Raw genomic sequence first — 18,880 nt, forward strand, 5'->3', positions numbered from 1 at the left:
CACAGGCCTATCACCAGATTTCGGGCAGGTGTAGGGGGGCCGGATGCGACCGGTTGGCCCCTAGCCGGGTTTGCGGGCGATGATCCAGACGGGGTGATAGGTCAGGCGCACGCCTTCGGGGCCGGAAAACGCGGCGCGATAGCGCGTGCTGAAATCGGTCAGGTCTGCGCGGGTCCAGACCTGCGCCGCGCGGCCGTTCACCCCGGTCTCACGCAGGTGGCGCAGCACGTCCAATGGCGTGTCGAACCACAGCGGTTGCCGATCCTGCCACAGGTCGAGGATTTCAACCTCGGGGCCGATGCCTGCGGCCAGATCCTCGGGGGCACGCAAGCCGGGCGCGCGGGCAACTGACCCCAGCGCGGACAGCTCGGCGTACTGGTCGGGGCCGAATCCCGAAATGGCCACCCAGCCTCCGGGTGCAACCTGATGCAGGGCGCGGCGAACCACGGCCGCCGGATCGTCCAGCCATTGGACCGTCGAGGCCGAGGCGATCAGGTCCGGCCGCGCGGGCCATGTCACCTTTCGGATATCGCCGGGCAGGAAATCCGCGCCCCATCGCCGCGCAGTCTCCCGGGCCTCGGCCATAAGGTCGTTGAGCGTGGACCGGCCGAACGAAAACTGCTGGTGCAGCGCCTCAGTCAGATGGCCGGTTCCGCAGCCGATTTCGAACAGGGTGCCAAAATCGCGGGGCGCCCCGAGATCGACCAGCCGCTGCGCCAACGCGCGGGCGATCCGGGCCTGTGGGCCAGCGGCGCAGTGATAGCTGCCGAAGCTGCGGCTGAAACTGCGCCGGATGCGGTCCGTGGGCAGGGCGTTCATGCGAACCACTCCGCCCAGGTCTGCCCCGCCGCGAAAGGCTGGTGCGGGCCGGGGATGCGGCGCACGGCGTCCGATTGGCCCCATGCCATTTCCTGCGCGGCCGTCGGCACGATACGGTCCGACGCGGATATCCAGACCCGGTCGAACCCGGGATCGGGCGCAGGTCCGCGCGCCGCGATGGCCCGCAGTTCCTCGGCCGCGGCGGCAAAATTGATCCCGGGCGCGGGGCCTTCCAGTCCGGCCCGTCGGCAGAACCGGGCAAAGCTGGCCGCGCTCAGGCCATCGGCCGTGGCCACCACCGTCTCGGGCGCGATGCCCCGGTCCGCATCCGCCGGAAACAGCGTGCCGTTGACCGCAACCCGGCGCGCGCAGGTCAGCCCGTGACCCGCCAGCCAATGCGCGGCCGAAGCGACCCCGAAGGAATAGGCCAGCAGCCGGACCGTATCATAGCCGCCGGTTTCGGGCAGCGCGTCGTCGAGGCTGCGATAGTCGTCCACCACCAGAACATCCGCCGCCCCGGACAAGCGCGCAAACGGCGCAGGCCCCAGCGCCCACCCGCCGAACACCAGCGTCAACTGCGCTCCTCCGTCACGGGTCAGCCAATGCCGCCTCATGCTTCGCCTCGCGCCAGTTCGACCATGGCCGCGGTCACCCGGCTCAGTTCGTCGCCCGAGATCACATAGGGCGGCATACAGTAGATGTTGCGCGCGAAGGGACGCAGCCAGACACCGGTTTCCGGCGCCCGCCGATGCGCGATGCGCGGATCGACCGTGTGCTCCATCTCGATCACGCCGATGGCGCCCAGCACCCGCACATCGGCGACGCCGGGCAGGCCACGCGCCGGCTCCAGTTCGGCCTTCATCTGCGTCTCAATGGCCCGCACGCGGGCCTGCCAACCGCCGTCTTCCAGCAGCCCCAGACTGGCGATGCCGGCAGCGCAGGCCAGCGGATTGGCCATGTAGGTGGGGCCGTGCATGAACACGCCGGCCTCGCTGTTGCCGATGCCATAAGCCACCTGTTCGGTGGTCACGGTCGCAGCGAAAGAGACATGTCCCCCCGTCAGCGCCTTGCCCAGGCAGATGATGTCCGGTGTCACCTCCGCATGGGTGGCGGCAAACAACTCTCCGGTGCGGCCGAAACCCGTGGCGATTTCATCGAAGATCACCAGAACATTGTGGGCCTGACACAGAGCTTTGGCCCGGCGCAGAAACTCGGGGTGATAGAAATACATGCCGCCCGCGCCCTGCACGACCGGTTCAAGCACCAGCGCAGCCAGCCGGTGCGCCTTGTCCCGCAGCAACTGTTCCAGAGCGTCGAGCCCGTTCTGCGACGGGTCCTCGGGCCAATCGTCGCCCAGACGTACCGAGGGGCGCGGCAAAAAATGCTGGATCGACAGCGCGCCGCGGAACAGCCCGTGCATGCCGTTGACGGGGTCGCAGACGCTCATCGCCTTCCAGGTGTCGCCGTGATAGCCGCCGCGGATCGTGGCGAACTCGACCTTGTCGGTGCGGCCATGGGCCATCTGGAACTGCACCGCCATCTTCATCGCCACCTCGATCGAGACCGAGCCGCTGTCGCAATAAAAGATCCGGTCCAGCCCCTCGGGCAGCAGGGCCACCATCTTGCGGCCCAGATCAATGGCGGGCCGGTGGGTCAGGCCTCCGAACATGACATGGGGCATCCGGTCCAGCTGTTGCTGCATGGCGGCGGTGATCGCCGGGTGGCGGTGGCCATGGATGGCGCACCACCACGAGGACATGGCGTCGATCATCTTCACTCCGTCCTCGCGGTACAGATACACGCCCTCGGCCCGGTCGATCAGGTGCATGGGGCCCGGGTCGGCCACGTTCGTGTAGGGGTGCCACAGGTGGCGGGCGTCAAATTCCAGCGGGGTCACAGGGCACCTCGGATCGTGTCCATGTCGATCGTCTCGAAGGCGTGGCGCAGGGTGTCCGGTGTCAGGTTCTCGATCCGTCCGAGGCGTCCCAGGTGGGGTACCTGCGACATCTGGATGATGGTCTGTTCGACCTCGGGCTCGGGGTCCCCGATAAAGGCCACGCCGACCACCGTGCAGCCGGCGTCACGCAGCGCCATCAGAGACAGGGTCGTGTGGTTGATCGTGCCCAGGGCCGTCCGGGCCACCAGGATCACCGGCGCCTGCCAGCGGGCAAACAGGTCAAGGTAATAGGCCTGCCGGGTCAAAGGCACCATGACGCCCCCTGCCCCTTCGACCACCAGCGGGCCATCGGTCTGCGGCAGGGTCAGCCGATCGAGGTCGATCTCGACCCCCTCGGCCTCGGCCGACAGGTGCGGCGAGGCGGGCAGATCCAGCAGATAGGCCTCGGGCAGGACCGGTTGGCCGGACAGGCGCGCCACGATCTGGCTGTCGGTCTCTTCCTCAAGCCCCGATTGCACGGGCTTCCAGTATTGCGCACCCAAGGCCGCGGTCAGCCCGGCGGAAAACACGGTCTTGCCAACGCCGGTGTCGGTTCCGGTCACGATCACTGTGGTCATGCGGGTCCTGCCTGTTGTTCGGCGATGGCCTGAAACACCGCCGTAATGTCCTGTGCGTCCACGTTGCCGGTGATCGAGACCCGCAGCCGCGAGCTGCCGCGCGGCACGGTGGGCGGGCGGATTCCGCGCACGTCAAACCCCAGCTGCTGGAGTTTCGCCGCGCGATCCATCGTGGCCGCGTCCTCGCCCACGATGACGGGCACGATCTGGCTGTGAAATCCGGTCAGACCGCACAAACGCGCGGCCTCGGCATGGGCATGGGCCATCCGGTCGCGCGCGGCCAATGTCAGGCCCGGGTCCTGTCCGACGGCCTGCAGCGCGCCCCGCACGATTGCGGCGTCCAACGGCGACGGGGCCGTCGCAAAGATGAACGGCCGCGCCCGGTTGATCAGGGTGTCGATCATTTCACGCGGTCCGCAGATCAGCCCGCCGCTGGCGCCCAGCCCCTTGCCGCAGGTGTGAAGGGTCAACGTCTCAGCGTTCAACCCATGGGCCAGCCCCTGCCCGTTCGGGCCGAAGACGCCCGTGGCGTGGGCCTCGTCCACCACCAGCACTGCCTGCTCGGCCCGGGCCAGTTCGGCCAGGGCGATCAACGGGGCCAGATCGCCCTCCATCGAATAGACGCTTTCGACCGCGATCCAGACCTGGCCCGTGCCGCCTTGCGTACGCCAGTCGGCCAACACCGCGCGTGCCGCCGAAATGTCATTGTGCGCAAAGCCACGGGCCTCGGCCCTGCTCAGGCGCATCCCTTCATGCGCGCTGGCATGGACCAACTCGTCATGCAGGATCAGATCCCCAGCGGCGGGCAGGGTCGAGAAAATGGCTTGATTGGCCTGAAACCCGCCGCCCATGTACAGCGCCGCCTCGGCGCCGAAAAAGGCGGCGGCCTCGGCTTCCAGCGCCTCATGCTCGGGGTGGTTGCCGCGCAGCAGGCGCGACCCGCCCGAGCCCAGCGGAACGCACCGGTCCAGCGCGTCCTGCGCCGCACGTTTCAGAACGTCGGACCCGGCCAGACCCAGATAGTCGTTGGACGCGAAATCCAGCCCCGTGCGGGGCGCAAGCCTGCGCAGCCGATGGCGCGTTTCCAGCACCTTCAGCGCATTGCCCAGCCTTGCGGTCGCTGTCATTCGGCCGCGTCCACGCGGGCCTGGGACTCCGCCTCCATCGGCTGGATGCCCAGCTTGGCGAACAGGATCGCGTCCTTGCTTTCCTCGGGGTTTTCGGCGGTCAGCAGCGTGTCGCCGGCAAAGATCGAGTTGGCACCGGCAAAGAAGCACATGGCCTGCATCTCGTCGCTCATGTCGCTGCGGCCAGCGGACAGGCGGACATGGGATTTCGGCATCATGATCCGCGCCAGCGCGATGATGCGCACGAAATCGATCGGGTCGATCGGCTTGGCGTCAGCCAACGGGGTGTCGGCCTGCGGCATCAGCATGTTGATCGGAACCGAGTCCGGCGCCTCGGGCAGGTTGGCCAGCGTCACCAGCATGTCGATCCGGTCCTCGCCATTTTCGCCCATGCCCAGAATGCCGCCCGAGCAGACCTTCATCCCCGCCTCGCGCACGCGGTTCAGCGTGTCGATTCGGTCGGCAAAGGTGCGGGTGGTGATGACCTCGGGGTAGTAACGCTCGGACGTGTCGATGTTGTGGTTGTAGTAATCCAGCCCAGCATCGCGCAGCTGCACCACCTGGGTGTCGTCCAGCATGCCCAGCGTCATACAGGTCTCCATGCCCATCGCCTTGACGCCCTGAATCATCGCCACCAGCGCATCCATGTCGCGCGCCTTGGGCTCGCGCCAGGCAGCACCCATGCAGAACCGGGTCGAGCCAGAGTCGCGCGCCTTGCGGGCCTCGGCCAGAACGCGCTCGACCTCAATCAGTTTCGAGGCGCTCAGCTTGGAGCCGTTGCGCGCGGATTGCGAGCAATAGGCGCAATCCTCGGCGCAGCCGCCGGTCTTGATCGAAAGAAGCCGCGACATCTGCACCTTGTTGGGGTCAAAATTCTCGCGATGTACGGTCTGCGCCCGATACAGAAGATCCATCAGCGGCAGGTCATAGATGGCCTGAGCGGTTTCGCGGGTCCAGGTGTTCGATGTAGCCGACATTTTATAGATAATTTTTCCCGATGATTCAGATTTACCCGGGTTTATCAATAAAGCCGAAAAACGCAACATCCGCGATGTCACAGGCGCAGAAAATGACCGTGACCGCTAACGGTGATTCAACCGTGAAGTGGCTTGTTGTTCGCCGCCCGATAGGCCTGAACATAACCGCGCGCGACCGAACGGACGGCGCGGCCGATCTGGGTGTATGCCTCGTCCGGCAAATTGGCGAAAGACACCCGCGCGGACCAGTTCGGCGCATCGAAACCGCTGCCGTTCAGCAGCACGATCCCGTAGTCCTCGGCCAGTTTGAACGCGATGTCCAACGGGTGGACGTTCTTCTTGATCCAGTCCACAACCTCTTCGCCGACGTATTTGCGCAGCCAGAATTCGAAGTCGATGATGCCGTAGTAGGCATCGTAGTGATCGCCCGGCTGGACCTCGATCCCCAAGGCTTCGGTCAGCAGGTGGAACCGTCGATGCACCAATTCGATACAGGCGGTCTGATAGGCTTTCTTTGTGTCGGCCAGCTCGCAAAGCGAGAACAGTGTCATCATGACCTGCTGCGGCAGGGACAATCCGGCGGTGTGGTTCAGGGCCACATCCCGGCTGTCGGCCACGAGCCTGTCGACGAATTTGATTTCGCTGGGGTGCAGGCTGAGCGTGCCGTAACGCTTGTCGAGCTTCTGCTTGATCTCGGCCGAATGCGCGGCGAGCTTTTCGTCAAAGATATTATCCTGCGCGACGGCGATCACGCCGAGCCGCCAACCGGTGCAGCCGAAATATTTCGAATAGGAATAAACGCCGATCGTGTTGCGGGGCATGTAGCCCATGACCGAGGTGAAATCATGTACGAAAGTGCCGTACACATCATCGGTCAGGACAATCAGGTCCGGCCTGTGGTTCTCGACCAGATCCGCGAGTTTGCGCAGAGAAGCATCGCTGAGGGCCACCGAAGACGGATTGCCCGGATTGACCAGAAAGAAGGCCTTGACCTTGGGGTCCTTCAGCTTTTCGACTGCAGCATCGGTCAGTTGGAACCCATCTTCCTCGTCCGTTTCAACGTGAACGGACTCGAGGCTGTAATCCTCAAGTTCGGGCATCTCGAGATAGGGCGTAAAGATCGGCGTGCACAGGGCAATCGTGTCGCCCGGGTTCAGCAGCCGATTGGCCTTGAGCGATTTGAAGATATAGCACATGGCCGCCGTGCCGCCTTCCACCGCAAACAGGTCGAACTGCGCATCGGGACGGTGCCCGGCACACATGGCCCACATCAGGTATTCGTGGGCGATGGCGGCGTTGTGTTTCAGAATACGGTCGGGAACAGGGTAGTTGTCGCCGATGATCGAGTCCGTCAGCTCGTGCACGAATTCGTCGGCGTCGAAACCAAAGGCCCGGATGGCGTGGTCGACTACATCCAAAAGCGTGTCGGCGCCCGGCATCTCGGAATTTGCCTTGCCCCACTCCAACAGACGGTCATGGCAACCTGCCATTGCCGGCATCCCCCCCAGACCCGCCGAATGATTCATGACGCGGCGCGACTCGGTCACGGCAAACTGGCCAAGCGCAAAGAACGCTTCACGCGGGCGGGTGGCGACCCAATTGGGATTGCCCCGGCCGGCATTCAAAAAGGCGCTGTTGGATTTGCGCGCCTCGACCGAGGCCAGCTTGATCAGTTCGTCCTTGATCTGAAAGGGGCTGAGGGCTTCGTAATCGTGCAGCTTCAATCTGTCCATGACTCAAGACCTTTCCAAATCAACTGAGGATCAAAACGACGACCATCCCGAATATCGTCAGCAGGGTGTTTCCGATCGCGTAGGGCATGCCGTAGCCCAAGGCCGGAATCCGGCTTTGCGCGGCCTCCTGGATCATGCCGAGCGCAGCCGTCGTTGTGCGGGCGCCCGCGCAGGCGCCAAACAGGATGGCAGGGTGGAACTTGAATACGTAATGCCCGACATAAACTGAGAAAATCATCGGCAAGGACGTGGCCACAATGCCCCATAACAACAGCGCGATACCCGCCTGCTGCAAACCGGCCACGAAACCGGGCCCGGCCGATATCCCGATGACCGCGATGAAGACATTCAGGCCCAGCGTATTCATCAACCACAGCGACGGTGCGGGAATGCGACCGAAGGTCGGGTGAACGGTGCGCAACCACCCCAGCAGCAGCCCGGCCAGCAACGCGCCACCAGTGGTGGACAGGCTGATTGGAAAACCGCCCATTGTAATTGCAAGCGTGCCGATGACACCCCCGATGAAAATGCCCCAGCCCACAAAGGCCAGATCGGTCGTGTCAACGGGCCGGTCGGCGTACCCGATTTCGGCAATGGCCGCCTCGACATGGCGCTTGCTGCCCAGAATGGTCAGAATGTCACCGCGATGCAGAACCGTGCCCGGCAGCAGCGGCAGATCAATCATGTTGCGCGTCAGCTTCGACACATACACGCCACGTGCCTGAGGCATCTTGCTGAGCTCATCCAATGTCTTGCCGTGCACGTCCTTGCTTGTGATCAAAACGTCCAGTTTTTCCGATGGGATGCTCAGCAGTTCGGGCGCATCGGCTTCCTTGAGGCTGGGCTCGAGCGCTCCGACAAGATCACCGCGGCGGCCTGAGAACATCACGACATCACCCGCTTGCAGCACCGTGTCCGCGTCAACCTCGACGATCTTGCCACCTCGGCTGAGGCGTTCGGCATAGACGCGGACGCCCGGCAACAGATCCTTGACCGGCTGGCCGAGCAATTCGCTGCTTTCGGGAATCTCAAAGGCGCGCGCCTCGATCGCGCGATAGGCCGAAACGATGCCGCCACCGGTCTCGACATCCTCGCCGCCACTCAGCTTGGCCTCGTATTCCTTGCAGGCGGCCACCAGGTCAACACCGATCAGGCGCGGGCCGATCTTGGCCAGAATGATCGCCGACCCGATCGTGCCGTAGATATATGTCACCGCATAGGCAACCGGGATCTGGTTGGAATAGGTTTTGGCCTGCTCGGCCGACAAACCCAACTGGTTGATCTGGTCGGTCGCCACTCCGATCGCCGCAGAAATCGTTTGCGAGCCGGCATACAGGCCCGCGGCGTAGCCAAGCTCGAGCCCGGCGATCTTGGCCGACACGACCGGCACGATCAGACACAAGGCGAGGACGCTCAGCGCAAAAAGCACCTCGCGCGCGCCGTCAACCTTGAGGCCGCGAATGAACTGCGGCCCAACGCCGTAACCAACTGCGAAGATGAACAGGATGAAGAAGGTGGACTTCACCGCTGAATCGATACTGATCTGTGCCTGCCCGATCACGACGGCCGCCAACAGGGTGCCCGTGACCGAACCCAGACTGAACCCCATGACCTTGATTGGTCCGACCAAAAACCCGATGCCGATGGCGAGGAAGACAGCCAGTTCCGGATAGGTTTGCAGGATATTCACCAGCCAATCGACCATACTGCGCCTTTCGGGTTTGTTGCGTCGCTCAGTCCACCCTGAACGTCAGCTGTCCGGAGGCCCGGACGGGTGCGATCAGCGCAGGAATTTCCAAGGTCACGATACCCCACGGAAACCGTTTGTCCATTGAATTATCTGAATTTGTTTGGCGCCGGGGCTGCGCGGAACTGTGTCCGCCAGCGGCGGCACAGATCTGGAAAATCGTCGGCAACCGCCTGGATCAATCGAACCTGCGCACTGATTTCGGCCCCTGCGATGTCACGGAATGCAGGGACAGGGAATGATCCATGTTCCGCATACGGTGGCGCAGCATTTCACGACCAAGCCGCGCCAAATCAGCTGCGTATTCAGGGTTTGCGGCGACACTCTCGGCCTCGCCCCGACCGTGGTGGTCGAACAACAACGGCGGCAGGTCAGCTGCGAACTCGACCAGGGTAAAGCGCTCGTCACGTAGGATGCCCAGACACGAGTTGCTGTGACCCGTTCCAAGATCACGCTGAAACTGAGTGGGCGTCAGTGGATCGGCAAAGTCCAGCTCACTGAAGGAATACCGGCGCCAGTCCTGTGGCACGGCACCACGCAGCAGCGGCAACAAGGATCGACCATCCATCGAGTTCGGTATCTCTTGCCCAACCCAATCCAGGATCGTGGGTGCGACATCAATTGACTCGGTCGGCACTTCGACGCGCTGGCCGGCCATCTGAGTGTTGCCGGGCAGGCGAATGATCAGCGGCGTGTGGTAAGCCGCGTCATACACCGACATTTTGCCCCAGGAATAATGATCGCCCAACATCTCGCCGTGATCCGCGGTGATCACCACCAGCGTGTCATCGTACTGGCCGCTGTCCTTGAGAAAGCGGATGACCCGGCCGATATGATGGTCAACCTCGGTTGCCAATCCAAGATAGACGGCCCGCAGGGTCTGAATGTTCTCATCCATCGGCTCCACCTCGGCAAAACCTTGCACGCAGTCTTTTGGTGTATTCGAGGCCAGAGCGGGTCCAAAGAACGGGTGCACGGCCTTTTCGTCCTCGGGGCTGGGCAGACGGTTTGGCAAAGGCAACGCGTTGGGATCGTACATCCGGTTGTAGGGCGCGGGCGCCACCAGTGGCGGATGCGGTCGGATATACGTCAAATGCGCGAACCATCCCGAGTTCCGATAGGCGGCAATTCCGTCCAGAAATCCGTTGGTCAGAAATGCGGTGTCGCTGTCCTCGGCCGTGTAGAGGGCCGGGTCATTCAATTTTGGGGCCGACCCATCCGGCGAAACCGGCTTGTATAGATCCCAGTAGTCTTCAAACTCGTATCCCCGGCGCATCAAGTAGGACCGCCAAGGATAGGACTCCTCAAGGCGCATTTCGAGTACTTCATGAAACCCGTGCATCGGGTTTTCGTAGGTCTTCACCGACGGATCATTCGGATGATGAACCCGAGGATCGGCCGAGGTGTCCGTATAGCCGAACAGCATCGGCAGATAGCCGGCTTTTCGCATCTCGGTCGCGATGTTTGGCGTGTCGTGGCGCAGCGGCGTGCCATTGCGGACCGAACGATGGTTCATCGCATATTGCCCGGTCAGGATAGAGGCGCGGGACGGCCCGCAGGGATTGGTAACGGAAAAATGCCGGTCGAACGAAACGGCCTCGTCCATGAAGGCGCGCAGATTGGGCAGGTTGACATGATCAGCCAGAGCGCCGCGCAGACAATCGGCCCGCAATTGGTCGATGATGATGAAAAGAACATTTCCTGCTTGGCTCATGCCGTGATTCCCATTGGAAAACTGGTGTTCGACGGTGCGGACTGTGTCGGGGTTCCCACGGGCAGGCAACCGGTTTTGCGCCAATTCTCGCCTCTTGGGCGACCCGGGCCGTGCAAACCGGTAACCCCCGCACCCAAATCGCCGCCCGGTTGAACAAAGCCATTGCGGCCCGGAACGGTTTCCCGTCTGATACCGGCATGACGAAACCCTCGATCGCAGTCGAACAGGAAGGCGGAACAGCGCGCGTGATTGTGTCTGGCGAAATGCTGACACAGTCGTTGAGCGCCGTCGAAGATGCCTTTCGCGCCACCCGCCCGGATGCGGCGCATGTGACGGTCGACATGTCCGAAATCGATGCGCTGGACACCGGCGGCGCGTGGCTGATCGCGGACCTGAAAAACCGCTGCGCAGCCATAGGGGCGACCGTGGCTTTCGACGGGTTGAAACCGGCACATTCCGCGCTGCTGGAAACCGTCTCGGAGAACATTCCCAAGGACATTCCCGCCGAGGCCCCACCAAAAGGATTCATGCCATGGCTTGAGAGCCTGGGCCAATCAACGGTGGGCGCCGGGCGCGACACCATGTCGATTCTCGGCTTTCTGGGCCTGACCCTGCACCGGCTGGGCCGCACGATGATCATGCCGTGGCGCCTGCGCCGCGCGGCGGTCGTGTCGCAGATGGAGGAAACCGGGTTCAAGGCCCTGCCCATCGTGGCGCTGATGGGGTTTCTGATCGGCGTGGTGCTGGCTTTTCAGGGGGCCACCCAGTTGAAACAGTTCGGCGCGGAAATTTTCGTGGTCGAGCTGATCTCGATCTCGGTATTGCGCGAGCTGGGTATCCTGCTGACCGCCATCATCGTGGCTGGTCGATCCGGCTCGGCCTTCACGGCCTCGATCGGCTCGATGAAAGTGCAGGAAGAAATCGACGCCATGCGCACATTGGGTCTGGACCCGATCGAGGTGCTCGTCATACCACGGGTTCTTGCACTGCTTATCATGCTGCCGATCCTGGGCTTCGTGGCCGACATCGCAGGCCTTTTTGGCGGCGCCCTGATGAGCTGGATCGATCTGGGCGTCAGCCCCGGAATGTTCATTACGCGCCTGAAGGAAAACACCAGCGTCTGGCATCTGGCGGTTGGGCTGATCAAGGCGCCTTTCTTTGCCATGGTCATCGGGGTGATCGCCTGTTGGCAGGCAATGCAGGTCAAGGGTTCCGCCCAAAGCGTCGGCCAACGCACCACCGCGTCGGTTGTTCAGTCGATTTTCATGGTCATTGCCATCGACGCGCTGTTTTCCATTTTCTTCTCCGAGATCGGTGTCTGACATGGATGGATCCGCTCAGACATCGACCGCCAAGCTGGACGCGCAGCGCGAAGCGGTGATCCGTGTGCGCAATCTGCGCAACCAGTTCGGTCCGCAGGTGGTGCATGACGACCTGAACCTGGATGTCTGGCGCGGCGAAGTGCTGGGCATTGTCGGGGGGTCCGGGACCGGCAAGTCCGTCCTTCTGCGCACCATCGTCGGGCTGAACAAACCGGCGGCAGGCAGTATCGAAGTTTTGGGTGTCGACGTGCTGAACGGCCCCGAGGCCGACCGACGCCGCATCGAGAAACGCTGGGGCGTCGCCTTTCAGGACGGGGCACTGTTTTCCTCGCTGACCGTGCTTCAGAATGTCATGGCCCCGTTGCGCGAACACACCGGTCTGAGCGAGAGCTTGATGCGGGCGCTCGGCAGCCTCAAGATCAGCCTTGTGGGGCTGCCACAGCTGAGTTGCGGCAAGTTCCCGTCAGAGCTGTCAGGCGGAATGCGCAAGCGGGCCGCGCTGGCCCGAGCATTGGCATTGGACCCCGAGATCGTGTTTCTGGACGAGCCCACCGCCGGGCTGGATCCCATCGGCGCCGCGGCCTACGACGAATTGATCGGAGAATTGCAACAGGCCTTGGGATTGACCGTTTTCATGGTAACACATGACCTGGACAGCCTGTACGCGATCTGCGACCGCGTTGCGGTTCTTGCAGAAAAGCGCGTGCTAGTGGAAGGTCCGATTGAAGACATGACCAAGGTCGACCACCCTTGGGTGCAGGAGTACTTCACTGGCCCCCGGGCCCGCGCGGCGCAACAGAAGGGGCAGGACAGGTAGAGGCGATGGAAACCCGGGCGAACTATATCCTGATCGGCGCGTTTACACTGGCGGGCATCCTCAGCGCGTTCGGTTTCTTCCTGTGGCTGGCCAAGTTCGAAGTCACGCGCCAATACGCTTACTATGACGTGCTGTTCGACAACGTGTCGGGCCTGTCAGCCGCCGGTGGCGTCAGCTACAACGGTCTGCCCGTGGGACAGGTGATTTCGCTGGACCTGGATGACGATGATCCGTCCAAAGTAAGGGTCCGGCTTGAGGTTGATGCAGACATTCCGGTGACCACGGACACGATCGCGCAGTTGCAGTCACTGGGGGTGACCGGCGTCAGCTATGTCGAGCTGTCGGGCGGTTCGCCCGATGCCGAGAGGTTGCCGCAGAACAGTGTCATCAAAAGCAAGCGCAGCGCCATCCAATCCCTGTTCGAAGGCGCACCCAAGGTCCTGGACGAGGCGGTGACCTTGCTGGAGAACCTGAACGCAGTGGTGGATGACAACAATCGCAAGGCCGTGTCGGATATCCTCGACAACCTGGCTTCGGCCTCGGGCCGCTTGGACAAGACCCTGAACGATTTTGAATCCCTGTCCAGCGATCTGGGCGGCGCGGCAAAGGACATCGGGGCCTTCACCAAACGCCTGGATCAGTTGGCCGATACCGCAGAAACCACGCTGACCACCGGAACTGATACGCTGAACAGCATCAAAACGGCCTCGGAATCGGCAAAAACCGCACTGGACAGCGCGAACCAGACGCTGGCCACGGCAAACACGGTCATCGAAGACGACGTCCGCCCCTTCATCGAGCGCGGGTCGCAACTCGCGGACCGCCTGATGGGGTTGTCGGATGAAGCCGCGGTCACAATGGCAACGGTGAACAACACGTTTGCAAACGCCAACCAAACGCTCGACTCGGTGACCTCGGCCATGGATACGGCGAAAGGAACTCTGGCATCCGCAGAACGCGCGTTCGACTCGGCCAATCGCGTGATGGACGAAGATGTCGCTCAGGTTGTTGATGACATCCGAAACGCCGCCACCAAAGTGGCCGAAACGGTAACGAACGTGACCGACAAGATCGACCAGATTTCAGCGGACGTTCTGAGCGCGTCGCAATCGGCATCGGACCTGTTGGGAACGATCGACGGCATCGTTCAACAAAACCGCCGGCAGGTTTCAGACTTCCTGCGGGTCGGACTGCCACAATTCGTTCGTTTCGTGGAAGAATCCCAACGCCTTGTCATCAGTCTGGACCGTCTTGTCGACAAGGTCGAGCGCGATCCCGCGCGTTTCCTTCTGGGCACCCAAGCATCGGAGTTCCGTCAATGATCAGGCCCCTTCTTCTGACCCTTGCAATCACGACGCTGGGCGGATGTGCCGGTCTTGGCACGTTGAAACAGGCCTCGAAACCGAACGACCTGTATCTGCTGACCCCCAAGAGCACGTTCTCGCAGTCTTTGCCCCGGGTGCAGAAACAGATCGTCATCCAGGAACCCACTGCGACCGCTGCGGTGAACACCGACCAGATTGCCGTGCAGCCGACGCCCCTGCAGGTCCAGTATCTGCCGCGTGCCCGGTGGGTGGACCGAGCACCTTTGATCGTTCAGGCGTTGATGGTCGAAAGCTTTGAAAACAGCGGTCGCGTCGCCGCCGTGGGTCGTTCCACGGTCGGCCTGCGCGCCGACTACGTCATCGTTCCGGACCTGCGCGAGTTTCAAGGGATTGTCGTCGGAGAAACCGAAAACTCGAAAACCGTAAAAATCGAAGTGCGAATGAACATCAAGATCATCGACGAGTTCGAAGACAAGATCATCGCTTCAAGCTCGTTCCAGGAAGCCGTTGTCTCGACCAGCGACGAGACGCCGGATCTTGTTACCGCTTTTGACACCGCATTGGGCAAAACCATGCGAGACGCAGTTGAGTGGAGCGTGCGGAAGATTCATTCGCACGCTGCCAACAATCCGCGCCCGTCGTTGAACTGACACGGATTGCCCACCCTTTATTTTGACAGGGATTGCGCCAGACGCATCAGGGTCACGGCTTCGGTCCGGTACCCGAAAGGATCGGCCCCACGGGCTGTGTTGCCCATCGCGATTGCATCATCATAGCTCCAGTCGGACAGGTAAGTGCCGCCGCGCAACAACTGGCCGAAACCTGCAATCGCGACGGAAAACCTCACGTCGTCCGTCTGGCGGCCCTGCCCGTCCAAGATCGGTTGCTCGATCAATTGGCCGCGCGTGTCGCCGGGTGTTTTGTACCGCAGCTTGAAATAGCCGATTTCATCACTGCCCGAAGCGGGGGCGGTGTTTCCATACCGTAGCGGTGCATTGCGAATTGCGTTGGAGCCGACCGGCGTGACTTCGTAAATCGCGGTCACGCTGTGGCCAGCACCTATGTCGCCCGCATCAACAGTGTCATTCAAAAAGTCCTCGCGGCGCAAAGCGCGGGTTTCGTATCCGATCAGGCGGTATTCGGCGATTTGGGCAGGGTTGAATTCGACCTGAATCTTGACGTCGTTGGCAATCGGAAACAGCGCACCGGTCAGTTGGTCAACCAGCACTTTGCGGGCCTCACCCAGCGTGTCGATGTAAGCCGCCTGACCGTTTCCGTTCTGGGCCAGGGCCTGCATCGTCGCGTCATCAAGGTTACCGCGCCCGAAACCCAGAACGCTCAGGTATGTTCCGCTGTCGCGCTTGTCAGAGATAAACTCCTTGAGAGCTTCGGGATCGGACAGGCCAACGTTGAAATCCCCGTCCGTGGCCAGAATGACCCGCGTCACCTCGCCCTCGGCGGCCATGTCTTCAGCAACCTGATAGGCTTGCTGAAGCCCGGCTTGTCCCGCTGTGGACCCGCCCGCGTCCAATTGTTCGAGCGCCCGCAGGATCTTGGCCTGATCGGCTGCAGATGTCGGCTCCAGAACCTGGCCCGCACTGCCAGCATAGGTCACGATCGACACCTGATCCTCGGGTCGCAACTTGGGCAACATCAGGCGCAAGGACCGTTTCAACAAGGGCAACTTGCTGGCGTCCTGCATCGAGCCCGAGGTGTCGATGAGAAAGACAAGATTGAGCGCCGGACGCTCCTCGATCACCGGAAGCGTTCCCTGAATGCCGATATGGACCAGTCGAGTACCGGTATTCCAGGGGCTGGGCATGACCGTGATGCTTGGCTGAAACGGCACCGCGCCGTCCGGCGCCGGATAGGAATAGGGAAAGTAGTTTGCCATTTCTTCAATCCGCACCGCGTCACGCGGGGGCAAGTGACCAGCCAGAAGCGAGGACCTGACGATGGCGTAAGATGCGGTATCGACGTCAATCGAAAACGTGGAAACCGGTTCTTCCGCGGTGACCTTGAGTGAGTTGGTTTCGGCGTTTGCAAATTCTTCGGACGACTGCTCGGGTCGCGCTGGCGGACGAAAAGCGTCGCTCGAAACCGAAGGGGCCACTGTGCTGTCGGCGAGGCGGCCTTGCGAGAGAAGGCTGCGTTTTGCCAGAGGTTCCCGGGCTTCATCCACAACCATCGGCGCTTCGACAACGGGTTCCTCGAGATCCATCTCGGCCGTTTCAGCGTCTGATCGACCGGTTGGCCGAACCGCCTGCGGCTGGCCGATCACCCGGGTCTCGGTACCGAACCTGGGGGACAGCACACCGTCCCGTGTCTGCGGCACGATCATGATCAGCGCAACGGCAGCGATGGCTGTTGTAGCGGCCAGCGTGCCGCGGGTCGAAATTGCATTCAACATGGCTTTGGTTCCTTCTGTCACGCGGGCCAACGGGCCTCGCTTGACATTGGGACGCGTACCGGGTCGGGATCCTTGGAGATCAGCAAAGTTTTTTCTGGCCAGCTCCAAATTGACGGCCCGCCGCTTTTCATCTGCTGCAGGCGTTGCGGCATCCATCAGTGTTTTCAGATCATCGAGCTCATCACTCATTGGGCAAGCTCCTCTTGTTTGATCGCGCGCAGGCGCTTTCGGGCTTCGGACAGGCGCCATGAGACCGTGCCCTCGGACACGCCCAGCACGTCGGCGGCCTGTGCATGGGTCATTTCATCATCCAGCGTCAGCGCCAGTGTCTGACGCAGATCTTCGGGCAAGCTCTGCATGGCCCGTTGCAGCCATGACAGGGCCTCGGCCGTCTCGACGGCTTCGGCGCGCCGCATCTTTTCCACATCGCCCCAGCCGATTGCTGCACGGTTTCGGCTGGCCGTTCGACGCCGCGCATCGTGTGCCGCGTTGCAGACGACCCGATACAGCCAGGTCGTGAACTTTGAACTCGCTCGAAAGCCGACAATTTTGGCGGGCAAGGCGGCACATATGTCCTGCGTCAGATCTTCGGCGACCTCGGCGCTGCCGGTCAGCCGAAAGGCCAGCCGGAACACGCGGTCATAGTGCCGCCCAAGCAGCGTCGCGAACGCTTCCGCGTCCCCGTTGGTGGCCGCATGGGCCAATTCTTCATCCGAGGTCAGTTTGCTCATTCTGACTATTCAGACGCAAGACAGGAACGGATCCTTGGACCATTCGAGAAAAAATCAGAAATGGCTGGCCGACGCCTTCTGCCAATCCGCTGCAAATTCCTGCGGCACTGTGTCTTTCAACAAGGCACCTGGCTCGATAAAGGTGTAAAGTTCCGCGTATGAGCACTCGCGCTCGTTGGCAATTCGGCGGTAGATATCGGATGGGCCGAGGTCAGATACGCGCTCTTTCCCCATTGCACCCAGTATTTCGCGAAAGCTTTCCAGGGTGGCGTCATGAAAGCGGTGAACCCGCTTGCGTTTCTGCGGCACGTTGACCGCGCGGCCGCGAATGGGATCCTGTGTTGCGACGCCCGACGGGCAGCGGTTCGTATTGCAATGCAGGGCCTGAATGCAGCCCACGGCGAACATCATCGCCCGCGCCGCATTGCACATGTCAGCCCCCAGCGCGAATTTCTCGATCATGTCATAGCCGGTTGCCACTTTGCCTGAACAGATCACCCGGATCTTGTCCCGCAGACCTACTCCGCGCAGACAGTTGTTCACGAAGATCAGCCCTTCGTTCAACGGTACGCCCAGACGGTTGGTGAATTCCACAGGCGCCGCGCCGGTCCCGCCCTCGGCCCCGTCTACGGTGATGAAATCGGGCAGAATGCCGGTTTCCAGCATGGCCTTGCAGATCCCCATGAACTCGGACCGGTTGCCGATGCACAGCTTAAAACCGACGGGTTTGCCCCCGGACATTTCGCGCAGGTGCTGCACGAAATGCATCAGGCCCGTTGGCCCGTCAAAGGCCGAGTGAATGGGTGGCGAAATCACATCCTGATGCACGGGTACGCCGCGAATAAGCGCGATCTCTTCATCGACCTTGGCCGCCGGCAGAACACCGCCATGGGACGGTTTCGCGCCTTGGGACAGTTTGATCTCAATCGCCTTCACGACATCCTTCTGGGCATTCTGGGCGAACTTGTCCTTGTCAAAGCCGCCCTCTGCCGTCCGACAACCGAAGTATCCGGTGCCAATCTGCCAGATGATATCGCCGCCTTCGGCAAGATGGTGCGGCGACAGCCCGCCCTCGCCCGTGTTGTGTGCGAAACCGCCATCCTTGGCCCCGCCGTTCAGGGCGCGGATCGCGTTGGCGCTAAGTGCTCCGAAGCTCATCGCTGAAACGTTCAGCCGCGATGCGAGATAGGGCTTTTCACACTGAGGACCGCCCAGCATCACACGCTCTTCGCTTTCTGGAACGTCCTTAGGCGCAAGCGAATGGTTGGCCCGGTGATATCCGACTTCGGTGATATCGTACTGGGTGCCGAAGGCCTGAGTGTCGACCTGTCCCTTTGCTCGTGAATACACCAGCGCGCGAATGATCCTATTGAAGGGCCGCCCGCTTTCGTTGGTTTCCACGAAATACTGGCGGATTTCCGGGCTGACGAACTCCAGCATGTACCGGAAATGGCCCAGAACCGGATAGTTGTTCAGTACGTTGTGTTTGGTGGTCAGCATGTCGTACAGCCCGACCAACGCGTAAGGGACGAGCAAAATCAGCAGCCAGAATGCCGGAGGCCAGTACAAACCCCAGACCACGGTCAAAGGCAGAACCACATAGGTCACGACATAATAGATTCGACGTACGATCATCTTGCTCTC

General features: G+C 61.9%; 16 protein-coding genes. 4 read left to right on the top strand and 12 right to left on the bottom strand.

What is annotated here, in order from left to right:
• Nucleotides 1-60: 60 nt before the first annotated feature.
• The 9 genes from ACR0IR_RS16430 to ACR0IR_RS16470 form a co-directional block, all read right to left on the bottom strand.
• Entirely contained in the window at nucleotides 61-819 is a 759-nt protein-coding gene (locus ACR0IR_RS16430; protein ID WP_170365913.1) for a methyltransferase domain-containing protein, read from the bottom strand.
• Nucleotides 816-1,433, bottom strand: coding sequence for a pimeloyl-ACP methyl esterase BioG family protein (locus tag ACR0IR_RS16435; RefSeq protein ID WP_170365915.1), 618 nt, complete (start codon nucleotides 1,431-1,433; stop codon nucleotides 816-818). Before ACR0IR_RS16435 ends, ACR0IR_RS16430 begins: the two co-directional genes overlap by 4 nt.
• Nucleotides 1,430-2,716 carry an adenosylmethionine--8-amino-7-oxononanoate transaminase gene (bioA, locus tag ACR0IR_RS16440; protein WP_170365917.1) on the bottom strand — a complete coding sequence of 429 codons (1,287 nt, stop codon included), beginning with the start codon at nucleotides 2,714-2,716 and terminating at the stop codon, nucleotides 1,430-1,432. The genes ACR0IR_RS16435 and bioA overlap by 4 nt, the downstream gene beginning before the upstream one ends.
• Nucleotides 2,713-3,333 (bottom strand): dethiobiotin synthase, encoded by a 621-nt coding sequence (gene bioD, locus ACR0IR_RS16445; RefSeq protein ID WP_170365918.1) that lies wholly within the window; start codon nucleotides 3,331-3,333, stop codon nucleotides 2,713-2,715. The genes bioA and bioD overlap by 4 nt, the downstream gene beginning before the upstream one ends.
• Nucleotides 3,330-4,460 carry an 8-amino-7-oxononanoate synthase gene (locus ACR0IR_RS16450; protein WP_170365920.1) on the bottom strand — a complete coding sequence of 377 codons (1,131 nt, stop codon included), beginning with the start codon at nucleotides 4,458-4,460 and terminating at the stop codon, nucleotides 3,330-3,332. Before ACR0IR_RS16450 ends, bioD begins: the two co-directional genes overlap by 4 nt.
• Nucleotides 4,457-5,437 (bottom strand): biotin synthase BioB, encoded by a 981-nt coding sequence (gene bioB / locus ACR0IR_RS16455; protein WP_170365922.1) that lies wholly within the window; start codon nucleotides 5,435-5,437, stop codon nucleotides 4,457-4,459. The genes ACR0IR_RS16450 and bioB overlap by 4 nt, the downstream gene beginning before the upstream one ends.
• Nucleotides 5,438-5,553: 116 nt before the next feature.
• Nucleotides 5,554-7,170 (bottom strand): bifunctional aspartate transaminase/aspartate 4-decarboxylase, encoded by a 1,617-nt coding sequence (locus ACR0IR_RS16460; RefSeq protein WP_170365924.1) that lies wholly within the window; start codon nucleotides 7,168-7,170, stop codon nucleotides 5,554-5,556.
• Between the two features lie 19 nt (nucleotides 7,171-7,189).
• The gene (gene aspT / locus ACR0IR_RS16465) at nucleotides 7,190-8,875 is read right to left on the bottom strand and encodes an aspartate-alanine antiporter (RefSeq protein ID WP_170365926.1); all 1,686 of its coding nucleotides are present in this window, start codon (nucleotides 8,873-8,875) and stop codon (nucleotides 7,190-7,192) included.
• 220 nt (nucleotides 8,876-9,095) lie between these two features.
• Entirely contained in the window at nucleotides 9,096-10,631 is a 1,536-nt protein-coding gene (locus ACR0IR_RS16470; protein WP_170365928.1) for a sulfatase-like hydrolase/transferase, read from the bottom strand.
• Nucleotides 10,632-10,828: 197 nt separating this feature from the next.
• Between ACR0IR_RS16470 and ACR0IR_RS16475 the strand changes: the two genes are divergently transcribed.
• The 4 genes from ACR0IR_RS16475 to ACR0IR_RS16490 are packed head-to-tail and all read left to right on the top strand — an operon-like array spanning nucleotide 10,829 to nucleotide 14,745.
• Nucleotides 10,829-11,953: an ABC transporter permease gene (locus tag ACR0IR_RS16475; RefSeq protein ID WP_170365929.1), complete on the top strand. Its 1,125-nt coding sequence runs from the start codon at nucleotides 10,829-10,831 to the stop codon at nucleotides 11,951-11,953.
• 1 nt (nucleotide 11,954) lies between these two features.
• Nucleotides 11,955-12,770 carry an ABC transporter ATP-binding protein gene (locus ACR0IR_RS16480; RefSeq protein ID WP_170341340.1) on the top strand — a complete coding sequence of 272 codons (816 nt, stop codon included), beginning with the start codon at nucleotides 11,955-11,957 and terminating at the stop codon, nucleotides 12,768-12,770.
• Nucleotides 12,771-12,775: 5 nt separating this feature from the next.
• A complete protein-coding gene (locus tag ACR0IR_RS16485) occupies nucleotides 12,776-14,092 on the top strand; it encodes an MlaD family protein (protein WP_170365930.1) in 1,317 nt (438 codons plus the stop codon).
• Entirely contained in the window at nucleotides 14,089-14,745 is a 657-nt protein-coding gene (locus ACR0IR_RS16490; RefSeq protein ID WP_170365932.1) for an ABC-type transport auxiliary lipoprotein family protein, read from the top strand. Before ACR0IR_RS16485 ends, ACR0IR_RS16490 begins: the two co-directional genes overlap by 4 nt.
• Nucleotides 14,746-14,762: 17 nt before the next feature.
• Here ACR0IR_RS16490 and ACR0IR_RS16495 read toward each other — a convergent pair whose 3' ends face one another.
• Genes ACR0IR_RS16495 through ACR0IR_RS16505 form a run of 3 tightly spaced genes read right to left on the bottom strand, consistent with a single transcriptional unit; the run spans nucleotide 14,763 to nucleotide 18,871 of the window.
• Nucleotides 14,763-16,694 carry a vWA domain-containing protein gene (locus ACR0IR_RS16495; RefSeq protein WP_170365933.1) on the bottom strand — a complete coding sequence of 644 codons (1,932 nt, stop codon included), beginning with the start codon at nucleotides 16,692-16,694 and terminating at the stop codon, nucleotides 14,763-14,765.
• Nucleotides 16,691-17,236: an RNA polymerase sigma factor gene (locus tag ACR0IR_RS16500; protein WP_170365935.1), complete on the bottom strand. Its 546-nt coding sequence runs from the start codon at nucleotides 17,234-17,236 to the stop codon at nucleotides 16,691-16,693. The genes ACR0IR_RS16495 and ACR0IR_RS16500 overlap by 4 nt, the downstream gene beginning before the upstream one ends.
• Before the next feature lie 54 nt (nucleotides 17,237-17,290).
• Complete coding sequence (locus tag ACR0IR_RS16505; protein ID WP_170341330.1) at nucleotides 17,291-18,871, bottom strand: FMN-binding glutamate synthase family protein; 1,581 nt, start codon at nucleotides 18,869-18,871, stop codon at nucleotides 17,291-17,293.
• Nucleotides 18,872-18,880: the final 9 nt, after the last annotated feature.

This window comes from Ruegeria sp. CF2, assembly GCF_056537385.1.